General features: G+C 49.1%; 19 protein-coding genes and 1 pseudogene. 17 read left to right on the top strand and 3 right to left on the bottom strand.

The window, feature by feature from the left end:
* The first annotated feature begins 27 nt into the window (after positions 1–27).
* The 5 genes from POF51_RS03585 (at position 28) to POF51_RS03565 (ending at position 5,917) form a co-directional block, all read left to right on the top strand.
* Positions 28–1,089 carry a sulfate ABC transporter substrate-binding protein gene (locus tag POF51_RS03585; protein ID WP_069845270.1) on the top strand — a complete coding sequence of 354 codons (1,062 nt, stop codon included), beginning with the start codon at positions 28–30 and terminating at the stop codon, positions 1,087–1,089.
* A gap of 30 nt (positions 1,090–1,119) precedes the next feature.
* Entirely contained in the window at positions 1,120–1,956 is an 837-nt protein-coding gene (cysT, locus tag POF51_RS03580) for a sulfate ABC transporter permease subunit CysT (RefSeq protein WP_069845269.1), read from the top strand.
* Positions 1,957–1,968: 12 nt separating this feature from the next.
* Entirely contained in the window at positions 1,969–2,835 is an 867-nt protein-coding gene (gene cysW, locus POF51_RS03575; RefSeq protein ID WP_069845268.1) for a sulfate ABC transporter permease subunit CysW, read from the top strand.
* Positions 2,832–3,953 (top strand): sulfate/molybdate ABC transporter ATP-binding protein, encoded by a 1,122-nt coding sequence (locus POF51_RS03570; RefSeq protein WP_017248196.1) that lies wholly within the window; start codon positions 2,832–2,834, stop codon positions 3,951–3,953. Before cysW ends, POF51_RS03570 begins: the two co-directional genes overlap by 4 nt.
* A 350-nt stretch (positions 3,954–4,303) precedes the next feature.
* Positions 4,304–5,917: an ABC-F family ATP-binding cassette domain-containing protein gene (locus POF51_RS03565; protein WP_069845498.1), complete on the top strand. Its 1,614-nt coding sequence runs from the start codon at positions 4,304–4,306 to the stop codon at positions 5,915–5,917.
* Positions 5,918–5,983: 66 nt separating this feature from the next.
* Here POF51_RS03565 and POF51_RS03560 read toward each other — a convergent pair whose 3' ends face one another.
* Genes POF51_RS03560 through POF51_RS03550 form a run of 3 tightly spaced genes read right to left on the bottom strand, consistent with a single transcriptional unit; the run spans position 5,984 to position 7,856 of the window.
* Positions 5,984–6,169, bottom strand: a complete 186-nt coding sequence (locus tag POF51_RS03560) for a hypothetical protein (protein WP_069845267.1) — start codon at positions 6,167–6,169, stop codon at positions 5,984–5,986.
* A 43-nt stretch (positions 6,170–6,212) separates the two neighbouring features.
* Positions 6,213–6,791: a PucR family transcriptional regulator gene (locus POF51_RS03555; RefSeq protein ID WP_271753889.1), complete on the bottom strand. Its 579-nt coding sequence runs from the start codon at positions 6,789–6,791 to the stop codon at positions 6,213–6,215.
* Between the two features lie 15 nt (positions 6,792–6,806).
* Positions 6,807–7,856 carry a PucR family transcriptional regulator ligand-binding domain-containing protein gene (locus POF51_RS03550; RefSeq protein WP_271753887.1) on the bottom strand — a complete coding sequence of 350 codons (1,050 nt, stop codon included), beginning with the start codon at positions 7,854–7,856 and terminating at the stop codon, positions 6,807–6,809.
* A 153-nt stretch (positions 7,857–8,009) separates the two neighbouring features.
* Here POF51_RS03550 and POF51_RS03545 point away from each other — a divergent pair, with 153 nt between their 5' ends.
* The 12 genes and pseudogenes from POF51_RS03545 to POF51_RS03490 all read left to right on the top strand — a co-directional run bounded on the left by POF51_RS03545 (position 8,010) and on the right by POF51_RS03490 (position 18,916).
* A complete protein-coding gene (locus POF51_RS03545) occupies positions 8,010–8,207 on the top strand; it encodes a DUF3311 domain-containing protein (RefSeq protein ID WP_026043050.1) in 198 nt (65 codons plus the stop codon).
* Entirely contained in the window at positions 8,204–9,694 is a 1,491-nt protein-coding gene (locus tag POF51_RS03540) for a sodium:solute symporter family protein (RefSeq protein WP_069845266.1), read from the top strand. Before POF51_RS03545 ends, POF51_RS03540 begins: the two co-directional genes overlap by 4 nt.
* A 27-nt stretch (positions 9,695–9,721) precedes the next feature.
* Positions 9,722–11,344: an amidohydrolase gene (locus tag POF51_RS03535; RefSeq protein ID WP_069845265.1), complete on the top strand. Its 1,623-nt coding sequence runs from the start codon at positions 9,722–9,724 to the stop codon at positions 11,342–11,344.
* The gene (locus POF51_RS03530; protein WP_069845264.1) at positions 11,341–12,600 is read left to right on the top strand and encodes a M20 family metallo-hydrolase; all 1,260 of its coding nucleotides are present in this window, start codon (positions 11,341–11,343) and stop codon (positions 12,598–12,600) included. The genes POF51_RS03535 and POF51_RS03530 overlap by 4 nt, the downstream gene beginning before the upstream one ends.
* A 128-nt stretch (positions 12,601–12,728) precedes the next feature.
* Entirely contained in the window at positions 12,729–13,586 is an 858-nt protein-coding gene (locus POF51_RS03525) for a carbon-nitrogen hydrolase family protein (RefSeq protein WP_017248204.1), read from the top strand.
* A 37-nt stretch (positions 13,587–13,623) separates the two neighbouring features.
* Complete coding sequence (locus POF51_RS03520; protein WP_069845262.1) at positions 13,624–14,295, top strand: GNAT family N-acetyltransferase; 672 nt, start codon at positions 13,624–13,626, stop codon at positions 14,293–14,295.
* 41 nt (positions 14,296–14,336) lie between these two features.
* The gene (locus tag POF51_RS03515; protein WP_069845261.1) at positions 14,337–15,008 is read left to right on the top strand and encodes a GNAT family acetyltransferase; all 672 of its coding nucleotides are present in this window, start codon (positions 14,337–14,339) and stop codon (positions 15,006–15,008) included.
* A gap of 120 nt (positions 15,009–15,128) precedes the next feature.
* Positions 15,129–15,465 (top strand): annotated as a pseudogene (locus POF51_RS03510) (DUF4406 domain-containing protein).
* Between the two features lie 24 nt (positions 15,466–15,489).
* Complete coding sequence (locus tag POF51_RS03505) at positions 15,490–15,732, top strand: hypothetical protein (protein ID WP_069845260.1); 243 nt, start codon at positions 15,490–15,492, stop codon at positions 15,730–15,732.
* The gene (locus tag POF51_RS03500; protein WP_069845259.1) at positions 15,729–17,027 is read left to right on the top strand and encodes a sigma-54 interaction domain-containing protein; all 1,299 of its coding nucleotides are present in this window, start codon (positions 15,729–15,731) and stop codon (positions 17,025–17,027) included. Before POF51_RS03505 ends, POF51_RS03500 begins: the two co-directional genes overlap by 4 nt.
* A gap of 162 nt (positions 17,028–17,189) precedes the next feature.
* On the top strand, positions 17,190–18,059 hold the full coding sequence (locus POF51_RS03495) for an energy-coupling factor transporter ATPase (RefSeq protein WP_017248210.1): 870 nt from the start codon (positions 17,190–17,192) through the stop codon (positions 18,057–18,059).
* A complete protein-coding gene (locus POF51_RS03490; protein WP_017248211.1) occupies positions 18,056–18,916 on the top strand; it encodes an energy-coupling factor transporter ATPase in 861 nt (286 codons plus the stop codon). Before POF51_RS03495 ends, POF51_RS03490 begins: the two co-directional genes overlap by 4 nt.
* Positions 18,917–18,921 lie beyond the last annotated feature (5 nt).

Here is an 18,921-nt window from a genome sequence, read left to right as displayed (position 1 = left end):
ATTAGAAGAGGAGTGAAGGTGAGCTGTATGAAAACCACGAAAGGCAAGGTCCAGACGATCCTGCAACGCGTAGGAATTGTTGCTATGGCAGCTGCTATGGCAGGCTGCTCGGCTGCTGCACCAGCAGAAACAGGTAATGGAGCTGCGGGCAGCAACTCTACGGTAGAGCTGCTCAATGTTTCCTACGATCCGACGCGAGAGTTTTACCAAGATATCAACAAGGAGTTTGCCTCAGAGTGGCAACAAAAGACTGGTCAAACCGTGACGATCAAGCAATCACATGGCGGTTCAGGCAAGCAATCCCGCTCCGTCATCGATGGTTTGGAAGCAGATGTAGTCACCCTTGCCCTCGCTTATGATATTGACGCGATTGCCGAACGCGGTCTGATTCCTGCCGATTGGCAAAAGAAGCTCTCGGACAACAGCTCGCCTTACACCTCCACGATTGTGTTTCTCGTGCGCAAAGGCAATCCGAAGCAAATCAAAGATTGGGATGATTTGATCAAGCCTGGTATATCCGTGATTACACCGAATCCGAAAACGTCTGGGGGAGCCAGATGGAATTACTTGGCTGCCTGGGGTTATGCCTTGAAGACAAATGGCGGGGATGAAGCGAAGGCACAAGAATTCGTTGCACAATTGTTTAAAAATGTACCCGTCCTCGATTCTGGGGCACGTGGTTCGACCACTACGTTTGTCGAGCGTGGCATTGGAGATGTGCTAATTGCGTGGGAAAACGAAGCGTATCTCGCTGTCAATGAACTAGGGAAAGACAAGTTTGAGATTGTGAATCCGTCCTTGAGCATTTTGGCTGAACCACCTGTAACCATCGTTGACAAATACGCTGACAAGCACAAGACAAAAGAAGTAGCAGAAGCATACCTCCAGTTCCTGTATACCAAAAAAGGCCAAGAGCTCGCAGCCAAGCATTACTACCGCCCTCGTTCGCAGGAAGTGCTCCAAGCACATACACCGGCATTCCCTGACATCCAATTGTTTACCATCGATGAGTTATTTGGTGGTTGGACGAAAGCACAAAAGACTCATTTTGCAGATCAAGGCGTCTTCGATCAACTTTATAAACCATAGACGTACACTTTCCTCAGAGGAGTTACCTTCATGAGAAAATCATTCCGCAACAGAGGGTTTTTGCCAGGCTTTGGCATGACCATGGGCTATACAATCATCTACCTGAGTCTTCTGGTGCTGATCCCTCTGTCTGTCTTGTTTTTAAAGGCTTCGGCGATGAGTTGGGAGCAATTCATAGGGACGATTATGGATACGAGGGTCCTTGCCTCCATTCGTGTGAGTATTATGACTTCTCTTTTCGCGGCTTGTCTCAATGCGGTGTTCGGTGTCTTGGTAGCATGGGTGTTGGTACGCTATCAGTTTGCGGGGAAGCGGATCATTGACGGCATAGTTGATCTACCATTTGCTTTACCTACCGCGGTAGGCGGGATTGCCCTGACTTCTATTTACGCTGAAAATGGCTGGATCGGACAGTACCTGGCGGAGTGGGGGATCAAGGTAGCGTACACTCCCATCGGTATATGGGTTGCACTGACATTCATCGGTCTTCCTTTTGTCGTCAGAACGGTCCAGCCTGTGTTGCAGGATTGGGATTTGCAAATGGAGGAAGCGGCGGCTACGTTGGGAGCTACTCGATGGAACATATTTTGGCGGGTGGTTTTGCCGCATCTGTTACCGGCGATCATTACGGGTTTTGCGCTCGCCTTTGCTAGAGCACTGGGTGAGTATGGCTCCGTTGTTTTCATCTCCGGGAACATGCCGTTGAAAACAGAAATTGTGCCCCTCTTGATTATGACCAAGCTGGAACAGTTTGATTATGCAGGCGCTACGGCAATTGCAACGGTCATGCTAGTGATTTCCTTTGTCATGCTGTTGATCATCAACTACTTGCAATGGAAAATCAATAAATTCGATGCGGCCCGTTAGGAGGTATCACGTATGAGGCATTTGACGGAGCCGGCCTATATCCGATGGACACTGATTATCGTGGCCTTGCTCTTCCTCAGCTTGTTTTTGATCCTACCGCTAGTAGCTGTTTTTACAGAAGCGTTTCGGCAAGGGGCGGAGGTGTTCGTGGCGTCCATTACAGAGGAGGAAACGTTATCCGCTGTCAAGCTCACCTTGCTTGTCGCTGTCATTAGTGTACCGCTGAATGTGACGTTCGGGATCGCTGCAGCATGGGCAATTGCCAAGTTTTCGTTCCCGGGTAAAAATGTGTTGCTTACGTTGATTGACTTGCCATTTGCTGTGTCTCCAGTCATTGCGGGCCTTATCTTTGTCCTCTTGTTTGGGAGTCAAGGTGTGGCGGCGCCCTTGCTTGCGGCATGGGATTTCAAAATTATTTTCGCAGTTCCCGGTATCGTGCTGGCGACGACCTTTGTTACCTTCCCGTTCGTCGCTCGTGAACTGATTCCGGTCATGGAAGCACAGGGAAGAGACGAGGAGGAAGCAGCAGTCTCGCTCGGAGCAAGCGGCTGGAAAACATTTTTACGCGTCACGCTGCCAAACGTAAAATGGGGACTCCTGTACGGGGTCATTTTGTGTAATGCCCGCGCCATGGGTGAATTCGGGGCAGTATCCGTCGTTTCCGGTCATATCCGTGGCATGACCAATACGCTCCCGTTGCATGTGGAGATTCTCTACAACGAATATCAATTCGCTGCTGCCTTTGCGGTAGCCACCTTGCTTGCTGCCTTAGCCTTGGTGACGCTTATTCTGAAAAGCTTGATCGAGTGGAAAACCGAGCGGCAGGCAAAGCTGGATGAGGAACAACACTACGACGTGACAGGAGAGAGAGCCGGATGAGTATCGAGGTAGTGAACATTACGAAGTCATATAAAAGCTTTACGGCACTGAAAAATGTGAATCTGCATATCCCGGAAGGCGAACTCGTAGCACTTCTCGGGCCTTCCGGATCGGGAAAGACGACGCTTTTGCGTCTCATCGCTGGACTGGAGCAACCGCAGGAGGGAAGCATCCTCTTTCACGGAGAGGATAATACGAACCGCGACGTGCGCGAGCGGCAGGTTGGATTTGTTTTTCAGCATTACGCCTTGTTTCGGCATATGAACATTTTTGACAACATTGCGTTTGGGTTGTCCGTTCGCTCCCGCAAAACACGACCGAGCAAGGAGGAAATCAGTGAAAAGGTTCATTCGCTGTTAAAGCTCGTTCAGCTAGAAGGTCTCGCACATCGCTATCCCTCACAGCTATCCGGTGGTCAGCGCCAACGTGTCGCATTGGCGAGGGCATTGGCAGTGGAACCAAAATTTTTGCTGCTGGATGAACCGTTTGGCGCTTTGGATACGAAAGTGAGACAGGAGCTGCGTCGCTGGCTCCGTCATCTGCACGGAAAGCTCGGGCTGACGATTCTGTTCGTCACGCACGATCAGGAGGAGGCGATGGAATTGGCGGATCAGGTAGTTGTGATGAATGAAGGGCGAGTGGAGCAGGTAGGATCGCCCGAAGAAATTTATCACCATCCGGCGAATCCGTTTGTGTACAGCTTTCTGGGGCGGGTCAATTTGTTTCACGGACGAATCCAAAATGGCAAAATCAAGCTCGGCGAAGCAGAGTTCGAGACAGATTGGAAGGATAAAGCGGTGGAGGCTCCCGCTGTTGGATACATGCGACCACATGATGTAGAGATATCGTTGCGACCGCCAGAGGGGAAGTCTGCCAGATCTGTTCAGGCCGAAATTAACCATATTTCGCTCTTGGGTCCGATCGTTCGTCTGGACCTGAAACGTTTGGACACGGATGAGGTTTTTGAGGCAGAGATGAGCAGGCAGCGTTTTATGGAGTTGAACGTAGAGGAGGAGAGCATTGTGTATGTGACGTTGCACAATGTATCGATCTATGTGGATTCACAGCCTCTACAGACACATCGCCCTTCCCTCGTTCCGTTGCAGGCCAGTGTTTGATCCGATTGATTGCAAATAAACCGGTCTGCATTTGCCGCAGGCCGGTTTTTGCTGGAGGCACTCTCTACTCGCCACGTTGCTTGGAGCGTGTCTGTTCTTTGCTAATTGTGTTCGATCTACGAGTTTGCGAAGGGTTTTCTTTCTTTCCCATCTCATTTTTTACACCGTTTTGCTTGGACATTTCTCTGCCTCCTTCCCCTTTGGATTGCCATGGTAGTTTTCCCTGTGAAAAGGATTTTCATGAATCAAGTGTTTTTTGCTGTGCGCGAAATCGTTTACCTTTTGCAAAATGAGGTCATCTCTGGTAAGATAAGTGTTTGAACGATTCAAAAAAGGCAGGTATTGTGACGATGATAAGCACTCAGAACGTGACGCTGCGCTACGGTAAGCGCGCACTGTTTGAAGATGTATCCATTAAGTTTACCCCAGGTAACTGTTACGGCCTCATCGGTGCGAACGGTGCAGGGAAGTCTACCTTCGTGAAGATCCTCTCCGGAGAGATCGATCCGACGAGTGGTCACGTTTCGGTGACACCGGGCGAGCGTATCGCTGTATTAAAGCAGAACCACTTTGAATTCGACGAGTACGAAGTGTTGAAAACGGTAATTATGGGCCACAAGCGCCTGTTCGAGATCATGGAAGAGAAGACCGCTCTCTACATGAAAGAAGATTTCTCTGAGGAAGACGGCAATCGCGCGTCCCAATTGGAGGGAGAATTCGAAGAGCTGAACGGCTGGATGGCCGAAGCAGATGCAGCTAGCTTGCTGATCGGTCTGGGTATCCCGACTGACTTGCACGACAAGCAGATGAAAGACCTCTCTAGTACGGAGAAGGTTCGTGTTCTGTTGGCGCAAGCCCTGTTTGGCAATCCACACATCCTGCTCCTCGATGAGCCTACGAACCACTTGGACATCGAGTCGATTCGTTGGTTGGAAAACTTCCTGGCGGATTATGAAAACACCGTCATCGTTGTATCCCATGACCGTCACTTCCTGAACAAGGTGTGTACGCACATTGCGGATATTGACTTTGGCAAAATCCAAATGTACGTGGGTAACTACGACTTCTGGTACGAATCCAGCCAATTGGCACTGAAAATGGTTCGTGACCAGAATAAGAAGAAAGAAGAAAAAATGAAGGAACTGCAAGAGTTTATTGCGCGTTTCTCTGCGAATGCTTCCAAGTCCAAGCAGGCGACTTCGCGTAAAAAGCTGTTGGAGAAAATTACGTTGGAAGACATTCGTCCTTCCAGCCGTAAGTATCCGTTCATCAACTTCAAGCCAGAGCGTGAAGCGGGTAAAAACCTCGTAGCCATCGAAGGCTTGAGCAAGACGATTGAAGGCGAAAAACTGTTTGAAAACCTTCACCTCACCATCAACAAAGGGGACAAAGTTGCTTTTGTCGGACCAAATGAGCTGGCGAAAACAACCTTCTTCCAAATTTTGATGGGCGAAGTTCAGCCTGATAGCGGTTCTTTCGAATGGGGCGTTACGACTTCCCAAGCGTACTTCCCAAAAGACAATGCGGAGTACTTTAGCTCCGATTTGAGCCTGGTTGACTGGCTGCGCCAATACTCCAAAGATCAAGACGAGACATTCATTCGTGGATTCCTCGGTCGCATGCTGTTCTCTGGAGATGAAGCGCTGAAAAAGTCAAACGTATTGTCCGGGGGAGAAAAAGTTCGTTGCATGCTGTCCAAGATGATGCTGGCGAGTGCCAACGTACTGATCATGGACGAACCGACGAACCACTTGGATTTGGAATCCATTACTGCATTGAATAACGGCTTGATTGAGTTCGACGGTACACTTCTGTTCGTATCTCATGACCACCAGTTCGTTCAAACCATTGCGAACCGGGTCATTGAGTTCACGCCGAAGGGTGTCATTGATAAAATGATGACATATGACGAGTACCTGGAGAGCGATGAAATCAAACGCCTGCGTGATGAGCATTACGCGTAAGCTGCCTACGCACATATAAAAAGCCCTTGGCTTCGCACAAATCGTGCAGAAGTCAGGGGCTTTTTCTCATGTTACGGGGTTTTCCACGAACTCGATTTTAGTAAGGAAGGCTTCCTTGCTCGAGAAAATGACGCGCTCTTTTCGGGGGGAAGTAAAGAACACCACGATATACTGGTCATCTATGTATTCTACCGTGCCTCGTTTCTTTGGTCTCTGTATCGTCTTCACGGGTTTATTCAACCATTCATTCATCTGTTGTTCCTCCTACCTGGCTTTCCCATTCATTATACCAAGATTAAAGGCGATGCCCAATGACATGTGCAGTTATGGCGATGCGCAGAAGCATTTGATCGTGCCCGTTTTCCGCATTCAATCCAGTCCACTCTCGGATGAGCTGGATCCGGTATTTGATTGTATTTTTATGGACATACAAACGACGCGCGGCTTCCGCGTAATTCCCATCTGCTTGCAAAAACACTTGCAAGGTTTGCAAGAGCTGTCCGTTCTTTTCTCGATCATAGCTTTGAATTTTGCCCAGACATTCTTCTGCAAACGTTTGGGCTTCTGTCGCTGGATCGTCTGCATACATGATTCGCTCAAGTCCTAAGTCGTGGTAGCTTTTGACGTGAAGAGAAGAGACGTTGGCTGGGGGTGTAGAATGGAGAGCAGTTCGCAAGCTGATCAGCGCTTCCCGATAACTACAAACGATGCCTTCTCGCTCAGGATGATATCGCCCAATTCCTGCAAAGACGGGCTGATCCAATTGCTTGGTGACCGTATTCAAGCACTGTTCCTGCAGCCATTGCGAGAGCGGTTCAGTGGGGGCATGAATAGGCATAGGCACGAGCAAGAGGACACGATTTTCCTGATCCAAACCATACAGAATCGCCTAATTTGAGGAAAAAAAGCTGTGCAACGCGTTCAAAAGATGATGGTTTTCTTGCCAAAGTTCCATGCCGGTTTTGTCATGAGGGGAGGAGCTTACGATCATCGCGATATAGTGATCGGACAACTCCCAGCCAACTTCATCCGCCTTTCGCATGAGCATTTCATGTGAGACGATCTGGCCACTGACGAGTTGTTGCAAAAAATCATTGCGAAAACGCTGGAATGTTTCCTGGATGGCTCGTTGTCGCTGCATTTCAAGTGACAAGAGGGCAGCAGTTTGCTCGATGGCGACTTTTTCCCACGCGTAAAGATCACGCTCCCGCTGTCCAATGATGATGGTTCCCTGCACGATTTGGTCGTGGAGAAGCCACCGGACATGGATGCCTTCTTTTTGTCTGCTAAGAGGCTCTTGCGTTAGTCGAATTGGGGCGCGTTGACCGTATAGCTTGTCCAATGAATCATCGCCTGGGAACGAACCAAGCGAGGAATCCCATTTCCATTTATGCTGGGGGACATGGATGGATACAGGAGCATCAAGGGTATCGGACAGTAAATCTGTCAAAGTAGAAATCGGAGCTCCTCCCGTTAAATAGTGATGAAACCGTTCATAAATGGCATGGGTTCTGTCTAGCTCGATGCGCTGTTTGTCATTGATGTATTGAACGACTGGCACGATGACATCCGACCAAGCTTTATTCATCGGAAAGGACAGGATAGGAAATGCCTTTTTCGTAGCGTGGGAGAGAACGGCTTCAGGAAGGTCCTCGATGTACCGACCTAATTTGATGGCAAGCCCGGGGGTGCCGATGGTGACTAGCTCATCGATGAGTGTTATCAGCCGTTTCGTACATGTTTTTTGCTGAGAGAGAAATGGAAAGCCTGTCGTCAGAACGAATTCACCAGCACGCAGCCACCTGTGGCCATCGGGAGAATCAAACGAGGTGACGCCCAGCAGTTCATTCTCTAAAGAGTCCGCGCCTGCAAGCACTGACGATTCATCAAAGCCACCAACTAGTATGAGCTCACGGACAGTAATCATTACGCTCACCATGCTTTCATCATCTTTTAGCTACTTGTACAAAACACCGTTCCATTTTCTAGTCATGTGAACAAAGGAAATAATTGAATTTTTAGATAATACTAATGTACATGTCCAGGATGTGTACAGGCAATGGGACAAATCGAGCAAACTGGGGGGAGTCGTATGAAAGCGAGGGATTGGCTAGGAGTACTGCCGTTCATTGGGATGCTAGGAGGAATTCCGTTTGTGAATCGGGTAGAGCCTTACGTATTAGGCATGCCGTTTGTCCTATTTTGGATCGTTCTCTGGGTTGTCTTAACTTCCGTCATTATGGCATTCCTCAACAAAATCGACCCTGCTACAAAGGAGGACGGCCAATGAATATTGCCTTGATCATTATTTTTGCCTTTTTATTGCTGTCCTTCTACTCCGGTATTCGAGCGCAACGAGGGAAAGACATGAATATGGAACAATGGACCGTTGGCGGTAGAGGATTCGGTTCGATCTTTATTTTCTTGCTGGTAGCAGGCGAGATTTATACGACATTCACCTTTTTGGGAGGCAGTGGTTGGGCGTACTCCAAAGGGGCACCTTCTTATTACGTTCTCTCTTACATTTCCCTCGCCTATGTCATTTCCTACTGGCTCTTGCCGCCTATTTGGCGGTATGCCAAAGAGCACAAGCTCGTCTCCCAATCTGATTTTTTTGTAAGCAAATACAATAGTCCGATACTCGGCATTTTGGTCGCAGCGGTCGGAGTCATTGCGATTATTCCGTATCTCGTCCTCCAATTCAAAGGCTTGGGGATCATCGTGTCGGAAGCATCCTATGGCTCGATTTCACCTGCTGCTGCGATATGGATCGGAGTCATTGCTGTGACCATTTACGTCATGATCTCAGGAATTCACGGTTCGGCTTGGACGGCTGCGATCAAGGACATCATGATTTTCTTTGTCGTCGTTTTCCTCGGGCTTTACCTTCCGTTTCATTATTACGGGGGTATCCAACCGATGTTTGAAGCCGTACAAGCTTCCAATCCTGGTTTCTTGACGTTCCCTGAGGAGGGATTAAGTATTTCCTGGTATATTTCAACGGTGCTGGTCACGGTGTTCGGATTTTACATGTGGCCGCATACGTTCGGTTCCGTGTTTTCAGCGAAAAATGCAAATGTGTTCCGCAAAAATACGATCATGCTGCCGCTCTATACCTTGATGCTGTTGTTTGTGTTCTTTGTCGGCTTTACGGCGATTCTGCAAGTGCCCGGATTAAAAGGGGCGGACGGTGATTTGTCCTTGCTCCGTCTGTCGTTGCAAACATTCGATCCGTGGGTAGTCGGGATCATTGGAGCAGCAGGCTTGTTAACTGCGCTCGTACCAGGCTCCATGCTATTGATGACAGGGGCAACGCTCTTGGCGAAAAATGTGTACAAAGTCATGGCTCCGCACACATCTGACGCACAAATCGCCCGGATTGCCAAATGGTTAGTGCCTGTCATCTCGTTGATCTCGCTGTATTTTGCAATGAGTGGGGGAGATACGCTCGTAACGCTGTTATTAATGGGCTACAGCTTGGTCACACAGTTATTCCCGGCATTGCTTTTTAGTCTTCCTGCCAAGCCGTGGGTAAATAAATACGGTGCGTTTGCCGGGATTTTATGTGGGGTGTCAACCGTTGCGTATGTGACGATTTTCCAAGTGACGATAGCGACTATGTTCCCGAATTGGCCAGCCGTTGTCAAAGACTTGAACATTGGTGTCGTGGCATTGCTAGTCAATCTCGTCGTGATGTTTACTGTGACGTTTTTGACGAAGAATCTTTTTGCACTCAATCGTCATGCGGCAAACACAGAAGGGACACCCACTCTTTAATACTCATTTCCTAAAGGGGGCAGTTATATGGCAGATATGGTTTTTCTCAATGGACAGGTGATCACGGTAGATCATGAGAATCGGGTGGCAGAAGCAGTGGCAGTCAGAGGGAATCGCATTCTTGCTGTCGGGTCTAGTGAAGATGTGAAACAGTTGATTCAATCACATACAAACGTCATTGATTTGCAAGGGAGGAGTCTATTGCCCGGCTTCATCGATGCCCATCTGCATATTACGATTTACGGTACGAACAAACTGGGAGTCGATTGCAAAGCGAGAGGGATCAGGTCGATTGATGGTCTGCTCACCGCACTGAAAGAACAAGCGGCAAAAACACCAGCAGGAGAATGGGTGAGAGCATGTGGTTTCGATGAAAATCTGATGATCGAGCAACGCTATCCGACAATCGCCGAGCTGAATGAAGTGACGACAACGCATCCTGTTTTTGTCATGAGGACGTGCGCTCATCACTCTGTCGTAAACAGCAGAGCGCTTGCCTTAGCGGGTTACGACAGAGAGACAGCCGATCCCCAAGGTGGACGTATTGATCGTGATGCAGATGGTGAGCTAACGGGATTCCTCATCGAAACGGCACATATGAACCTATTTGAAAAAGCGGCTTTTACAGAAGTAGAGTATATCGAAGGTTTGCGATTAGCTTCGAAAGACTTTGTTGCTGCGGGGATTACGAGCATCCACGATGCGGGAGGATACGGTCCAGAGAACTATCGGGCGATGCAAAAAGCGGTACAGAAAGGTGACGTGAAAGTTCGCATCTACGCAATGGTTTGTGCGCTGAATCAATCCGATGATTTTGTCCGAAAGATGGTCGATGCAGGGATGGTAACGGGTACGGGGAATGCTCGGTTCCGTATCGGACCCGCGAAAGTTTTTACAGATGGGGCAAGCATTGCGCCCACGATGGCCATGCGTGAACCGTTCACCAGCCGACCAGATGATTATGGAATTCTCTACTATGAACAGGACGAGTTGAATACCATTTTGGGAGAGGCACATGCAAAAGGTTTTCAAATTACCGCTCATGCCCAGGGAGATCGAGCGATTGACATGCTGCTGACATGCTTTGAAACAGCACTAGAAGCGCATCCGCGCGAGAACCACCGACATCGAATTGAACATGCTGGTGTATCTGCGCCTGATCTGCTGGCAAGAATGGCTCGGCTAGGCGTCGTACCCATCCCGAATCCTGCTTTTATCTACGATTATGGTGATTCATATGTGACCAACATCGGAGAGCGTGTCCGACATATGTTTCCGGCGAGGGATCAGTTCGACGCGGGGATCGTTGCGGCAGGAGCGTCAGATAGTCCCGTGACTGATTTCAACCCGCTGATTGGGATTCATACTGCCGTTAATCGAGTGAGTAAAACAGGTCAGGATGTGGGGACAAATCAAAGGGTCAGCATCATGGAGGCGATTCGCATGTTTACTTGGAACGGAGCGTACGCCAGTTTTGAGGAGGGGATCAAAGGGAGTATTGAAGTCGGGAAGCTGGCTGATCTCGTGGTGCTGGACGGCGATATTTTGGCAACGCGGGCAGATCGTATCAAAGAGCTGCGCGTAGACAAAACGATGATCGATGGGGAGTTCGTCTATCAACGCCAAGATGAGGAGGTTTTACAAGCATGAACGTAAAAGCGAGAAAGCTAGCGATCAATGAAGAACGACTGCAAAAACGAATCGAGCAATTGGCGCAAATCGGGAAAATAGGCGAAACGGGTGTATGTCGACTCGCTTTGTCTGCTGAAGATCGGGCAGGCGTAGAGCTGGTGCGTAGCTGGATGGAAGAAGCCGGTCTTCAGACGCGGATCGATGACTTCGGCAATTTGATTGGTCGGATGACGGGGAAGGATGATCAAGCTCCGATCTTGATGATTGGCTCACATATCGATTCGCAGCCGTACGGCGGTCAGTACGATGGTGTGATCGGGGTATTGGGCGGGCTGGAGGTTGTCCAGACGTTGAATGAACAAGGGCTCATGCCTGCACAGCCTATTGAAGTCGTTGCGTTTTGTGACGAAGAAGGATGCCGATTTCAAAAAGGACTGTTTGGTTCCAAAGGCATTCTCGGCATGCTGGACCCGACGGACTTGGAGCGGACGGATAAAAACGGGATCACACGCAGGCAAGCACTGATTGATTTTGGATGCGACCCTGATCGTCTGGAAGCGTCTATTTATCCAAAAGACAGCATCGGTGCTTATCTGGAGCTGCATATTGAGCAGGGGCCGATTCTCGATGATGCGAAAGAAGCGATTGGAATCGTGTCTGCGATATCAGGGCCTTTGTGGTGGACGGTCGAGCTGACTGGCTTTGCCGGGCACGCTGGTTCTGTACCGATGCCGATGAGAAAGGATGCACTTGTCGGAGCAGCAAAAGTAATTTTGGCTGTGAACGAGCTGGCAAAGCTCGATCCACAAGCGCCAACAGTCGGTACAGTCGGTCACTTGGAGGTTTTCCCGGATTCGCGCAACATCATTCCAGAGCGGGTGCGTTTTTCGATTGATTTACGGGATATCGATTTGAAGCGCCGCGATGAGCGCGAACAAGCGTTGCGCGAGGCGATTGAGCTAGCCGCTGTAGAAGGTGGATTGCAATATACCATTACGGAAGATACGAATAGTGACCCGCGTTACTGTGCCGATTGGATTAAGGCAATCATGCACGAGGAGAGCAGTAAGCTCGGTGCCTCTGTGCGCGAGCTGATGAGTGGTCCTTTCCATGACGCTTTGGCACTCTCCTACGTTTGTGATTACGGGATGATTTTTGTCCGCTGCAAGGACGGTATCAGTCATAATCCGCAAGAATATGCAGCCTATGAAGACGTGGCACTGGGAACAGAGCTGCTCTACAAAACCGTTTTGCGGATGAGCACCAACCAATAAGAGAGAGAGTCGCCCGTCTAAGTGGATAGGCGACTTTTTTCATACAGCCAATGACGAGACTTTACAGACTGTTTTTGATATATTTTATTCTTAGAGATTCTTATCACGTTTGAGGAAGGAAGAATGGCATGAAAATGCGTGTTTCCGCTGTGCAGTATCATCTGCATACCATACATAGCTTTGAAGACTTCGCCAATCAAGTTGAGCACTACGTGAAAAACGCACAAGAGTACGACACAGAATTTCTCCTTTTCCCGGAGCTGTTTACGACTCAACTCATGTCGATTGGAGACGAGCAGGGCAATGCGCTGCCGATTACGGCATTGCCATCATTTACGGACCGATATGTCGAGCTGTTTCGTTCCCTCGCTGCCAAATACGAGATGTATCTGATTGGTGGAACGCACATCATCGAAGAAAACGGCAAGCTTTACAATACGGCTTTTCTGTTTTACCCGGATGGACGTGTAGGCCAGCAGAAAAAAATCCATATCACGCCATGGGAAGTAAAAGGCTGGAACATGGGGGCTGGCGACTCGTTGCAAATCTTTGAGACCGACAAAGGGAAAGTCGCGATGATTATTTGCTACGACATCGAGTTCCCTGAGTGGGTGCGCATCGCCAAAGCACGGGGCGCAGACGTCATTTTCTGCCCATCTTGCACGGATGATCGCCACGCATTCCACCGCGTACGTTATACCAGTCATGCCCGGACGATTGAAAACCAGGTGTATGTCGTACTGACTGGAACCGTAGGCTCGCTACCGACAGTTGATTTCATGCGAGCGAACTTTGGACAAGCGGCGATCTTGACGCCAAACGATGTTCCGTTCCCTCCGCGAGGCATTCTTGCTGAAGGGGAAATCAACCACGACATGATGGTAACCGCTGACCTGGATATCCAATTGCTATACGACGTGCGGGAAAAAGGCTCCGTCACAACGTGGCGCGACCGCCGCACCGATTTGTATACAGACTGGAAGTAAAGCATTCCATCGTGATCAGGACAGCAGGAGGATGAATATGTACAGAAAAGAGCTGTATGTATTTGAAGGGAACAAGCCACGCAAAGCCGTCATACGCAACTACAATCATGCAGACTTCTTCGAATTGATCCAAATCCAGGCGGAGAGCTTTCCCCCGCCGTTCCCGTCTGAGTTATGGTGGAACCAGGAGCAGCTGACAAACCATATTACGCTGTTTCCAGAAGGTGCCATTTGTGTAGAAGTGGACGGGGTTTTGGCGGGTTCGATGACAGGGTTGCTCGTGAGGTTTGATCCGGCTCACCCCGAGCATAAGTGGGAGGATGTCACGGATAGCGGTTATATCCGTAATCACGATCCGCAAGGGGACACCCTGTACATCGTAGATATTTGCATTCGTCCGAGCTTCCGCAAGCTGGGATTGGGTCAACAGATGATGCAAGCGATGTATGAGCTGGTGGTACAAAAAGGACTTCGCAGATTGCTCGGCGGAGGTCGCATGCCAGGATATGGACGTTATGCAGACCAATCGACACCTGAGCAGTATTTGGAGCTTGTTCTGACAGGGGAAGTAAGAGACCCGGTGATTACATTTCTCATGCGCTGCGGTCGCACGCCTGTTCAGGTCGTGGCGAATTATTTGGAAGATGAGGAATCTCGCAACTACGCGACACTCATGGAATGGAAAAATCCATTTCAGCAGCATCTGTAGGGCGTTTATCCGACATAATGGATTGAGAGGGGATATGACTGATGGAATTCGTACGTATTCAACATATTGACAATCCGCTGTTTGCGAAGATGCACCGTTTGATGCAAGAGGTTTTCCCGCCTGAGGAAGTATTGGAGTACGATCTGTGGAAAGAACCGCTGGAAGATCCGGGTATTCGTGTATTTGTAGCTGTACACGAAGGAGAAGTTGTGGGCGCTACCGAATACCGTTATTACACAGACATGAACGTAGCCATGACAGACTTCACGATCATTGGTCAAGAAGGTCTCGGAGTGGGCCGATTCCTCGCCAGAGAGCGTCAAAAGGACCTACTCGCTCTGGCTGCTGAAAACGGCAAGGAGCTGTACGGGATGTTTGCAGAAATCTACGACCCGTACCGTGTGGAAGAACACAACTTTGGCGGGATCAAGCCAATGGACCCATTTGTACGCCGTGAAGTGCTCTCTCATCTCGGCTACAAACGTACGAGCTTTACCTATGTACATCCGTCCTGGCAAAATGACGGGGAAGCGGTATCTGGACTTGATCTGGGCTTCATGCCGACAAACGAAGAGCAAACAACCCTCGAAGCGGATCTGATCGTCACGTTCTTGAAGCGTTATTACGCCGTGCTTCCACAAAAGCCACAAGCATGGCTCGACATGGTGAAAGACTTGGAGAGCAAAGAGTCTGTGGAACTGCTTCCTATCTAATCGCAAGACAACAAGAACCAACTCTCCTGTGGAGCTATGTTCACGGCTCCATGGGAGTTTTTCGTAGTAGCCCAGTCAGATTATTACGAAAAATGCAAGCCATAGGAAGAGGGATTCAAAATGAAAATCATCACGCTATGCGGGTCTACCAAATTCAAAAAAAGAATTTGAGCAGGCGAATACGTATTTGACTCTCCAAGGAAACATCGTGATGAGCGTAGCTTTTTTTGAACAGAGCGAGGGCTTTGAGATATCACAGGAGCAAGCAGATCTACTCACTGACATTCACTTTCGAAAAATCGATTTGTCTGACGAGATTTTTGTCATCGATGTAGAGGGCTATATTGGAAGCAGTACAAGCAAGGAAATTGCGTATGCAAAAGAACAAGGAAAGCCGGTTCATTATTACTCCAAGAGTGGGATCAACGATAAAGTGATTGCCGCATTCTTTCACTAACGAGAAAATACAGAGGTGAAACAGGTGAATGCTCAAAATCTAGCATCGATCTTCCTTTACATAGCCGTCATCTTTCACTTGCTGGGCATGAGTGGCTGGACTTCTGCCAAGCTGGCACAACCAATCGAGCTCGCCATCCTCGCGCTGATGCTCCTGTCCATTTTCATTTTACGGAAAAAGAAACGAAAAAAGCGTCGGGCAAGAAGGCCAGCACCAGAAGTAGCAGTCATGCTTGAGAATGCCGAGGAAGGAGAGCCAAGCAAATGATCCATGACATCCACATGCAGGCGATTCTGGACGCTTCCCATGACGGCATCATCGCGGTCGATCGGGAGTCCATTATTATCGGGGTCAATAAAAACGCGATGGAAATACTCGGTCTGCCAGGCAATATCGTGGGACAAAAAATTACCCGTTATATTCCCAATTCAGATATGTTGAGAATTTTAGCAACGGGAAAAAAAGAGAGAGGGGATATCGCGACGATCCTGAATCGGCAAATTATCATTAACCGTTTGCCGATTGTCGTAAAGGGTGAAATCGTGGGAGCGGTGTCCACTTTTAAAGAGATCACCGACATTCAAAAAATGGAGATGCGCATTCGCAAGCAGAGCATGGAGAGTGGCTTGGAAGCCAAATTCCGCCTGGAGGATATCGTGGGAGAATCATCTGCGATCCGCGAAGCGAAGGTATGGGCGGAAACATTTGCACGGACAGATGCGACAGTTCTCATTCAGGGGGAGACTGGAACTGGCAAGGAGTTGTTTGCCCAAGGAATTCATTTGAGCAGCCAGCGTGCAACCGGGCCCTTCATCCCGGTTAACTGTGCGGCGCTCCCCGGCAATTTATTGGAGAGCGAGTTGTTCGGATACGAGGAGGGCGCTTTTACTGGCGCGCGAAAAGGCGGAAAGCCTGGGCTGTTTGAATTGGCACACGGAGGCACGCTGTTCCTCGATGAAATCGGAGAGATGTCGATCCCGATCCAAGCGTTGCTCTTGCGTATCTTGCAGGAGAAAAAAGTCCGCAGAATCAGCGGGGAGCGCATCGTCCCTGTCGATGTGAGAATTATCGCGGCAACGAATCGGGATTTGGAACGACTGGTAGAGGAAAAGCAGTTTCGCTCAGACTTGTACTTCCGATTGAATGTGCTGACGTTAGAGCTGCCTGCTTTACGAGAGCGAATTGAAGATATTCCGCTATTGGTGGCATCGATCATTGGAGAGATCAAGGAACGGGAAAATAAAAGGCATCTGAAAGTAGAAGAGGCCGTTTTCCGCGTTCTCAAACAATACGACTGGCCAGGTAACGTACGAGAACTGCGCAACGTGGTGGAAAGAATGGTCTTGCTCTGTAAGAATGACGCGCTTGGCAAGGAGGACACTGCTTTTTTTGCCAAGAAGCTGTATCAGCGGCAATTTTACCGAGATCAAGAAGAGAGAGAAGCAGAAGTCATCCGAAAGGTTTTGGCGGAGACGAAGGGAAACAAGGGAGAAGCGGCGAAAATTTTGGGAATGGATCGGTCTACGCTGTGGAGAAAAATGAAGCGCTACGAAAGATTGTAGAAATTGATGCAATTGCAACATCAGCGATGCATGTTTGCAACAGAGTGGCTCCGTTACTTGTTTAATTTACAGAAAATTAAAAACATATTCATTTGGCATGGTAGTTGCTTATTTATGGAGGACACAACGCTTACGACTTTTACGAAAAGGCGAGGGGAGAGCATGACACCACAACCGATTATTCGTGTAGAAAATGTCTCGTTTGCCTATCAGGTTAACCAAGATCAACAAATTCCTGTTCTGCAAAATGTCTCCCTAGAAGTGTTTCCAGGAGAGTATGTCGCCATCATCGGTCATAATGGGTCCGGTAAGTCAACGCTGTCTAAGCATCTCAATGGAATTTTGACTCCAAACGATGGCGATGTCATCGTTAACGGAATCAACACGCGTGAAAAACAGCGAATTCATGAAGTGAGGAGCCGTGTCGGGATGGTTTTTCAGCATCCGGACAATCAGATTGTCGCGACGATTGTAGAGGATGATGTGGCCTTCGGACTGGAGAACATAGGGACATCTGCAGAAGAGATGAAAACACGAGTGGATTTTGCCCTAGAGGCAGTAGGAATGAGTGCCTTTCGCCATCGACCGCCTCATCATTTGTCTGGTGGACAAAAGCAACGGATCGCCATTGCGGGGATATTGGCGATGAAGCCACAATGCCTCGTCATGGACGAAGCGACGAGTATGCTGGACAGCTACGGTAGACAGGATATACTAGCAGTCGTTCGCAAGCTGCATCGCGAAGGAATGACGATCGTCACCGTGACCCATCACATGTCAGAGGTAGCAGAAGCAGATCGCGTCATCGTAATGGAGGGCGGCAAGATCGTATTGGAGGGTACTCCACGTGAAGTATTTTCCCATCAGGAAAGACTTCGCGAGCTTCATCTGGATGTTCCAGACGCGAGCCGAATTGCTCATCTCGTTCACTCCGAATATCACGAATTTACACCTGATCTCATCCACAATGAGGAAGTTGTCGCGGAGGTTAATCGTTTATACGTCAGACAAGCGGAGGCGAGTGGTTCATGACGCAACCGATCGTAAACGTAGAAAATCTATCTCATGTCTACATGCACGGAACGCCTCTCGAACATCGGGCCCTCGACCAGGTAAGCATCCAGGTGGCAGAAGGCGAATGCTTGGCCATTATCGGTCATACAGGATCGGGAAAATCGACGTTAATCCAGCATTTTAACGGCCTGATTCGCCCGCAATCCGGTACGGTCATCATCAATGGAATGGACGTATCTTCACCCAAGATCGATATTCGTACGTTGCGTAGACAAGTAGGACTCGTTTTTCAAAACCCGGAGGATCAACTTTTCGAAAAACTGGTCGGTGATGACGTAGCCTACGGACCTTTTCGGATGGGGCTCCCTTTAGAGGAAGTGCGGCGACGTGTACAGTGGGCGATGGACTTAGTTGGCCTCTCGTTTCAGGAGATGAAAGACCGTCCGACTTTTGCCTTAAGTGGTGGGCAGAAGCGCAAGGTGGCATTGGCTGGCGTCCTTTCCTTGCAACCCAAGGTTCTCGTACTTGACGAGCCAACAGCAGGGCTGGACCCGCGCTCTCGTCATGAGCTATTGGAGCGCATCCGCCGTCTCAATCGGGAAGAAAAGCTAACGGTTATTTTCGTCTCACACAATATGGAAGAGGTCGCCAAGCTTGCTGATCGTGTCTACGTCATGGCAAACGGCAAATCAGTCTGTGAAGGGACACCACGACAAATTTTTGGCAATCAGGAATTGCTGCGGCAGCATCATATCGGCACACCGGAATCGGTAGATATTTTATACAGACTTCGTGAGCAGGGCTACAGCATCGATGCTAGCGCTTTTTTACCCGAAGAGACAGCGATGGAAATTTTGAAACTGATGAACCGCTAAGGAGG

The sequence above is a fragment of the Brevibacillus sp. AG genome, assembly GCF_028369215.1.
GTDB classification, from domain to species: domain Bacteria; phylum Bacillota; class Bacilli; order Brevibacillales; family Brevibacillaceae; genus Brevibacillus; species Brevibacillus porteri.
Note: the sequence above shows the minus strand (reverse complement) of the source record. Positions and strands in the feature narration are given on the sequence as shown.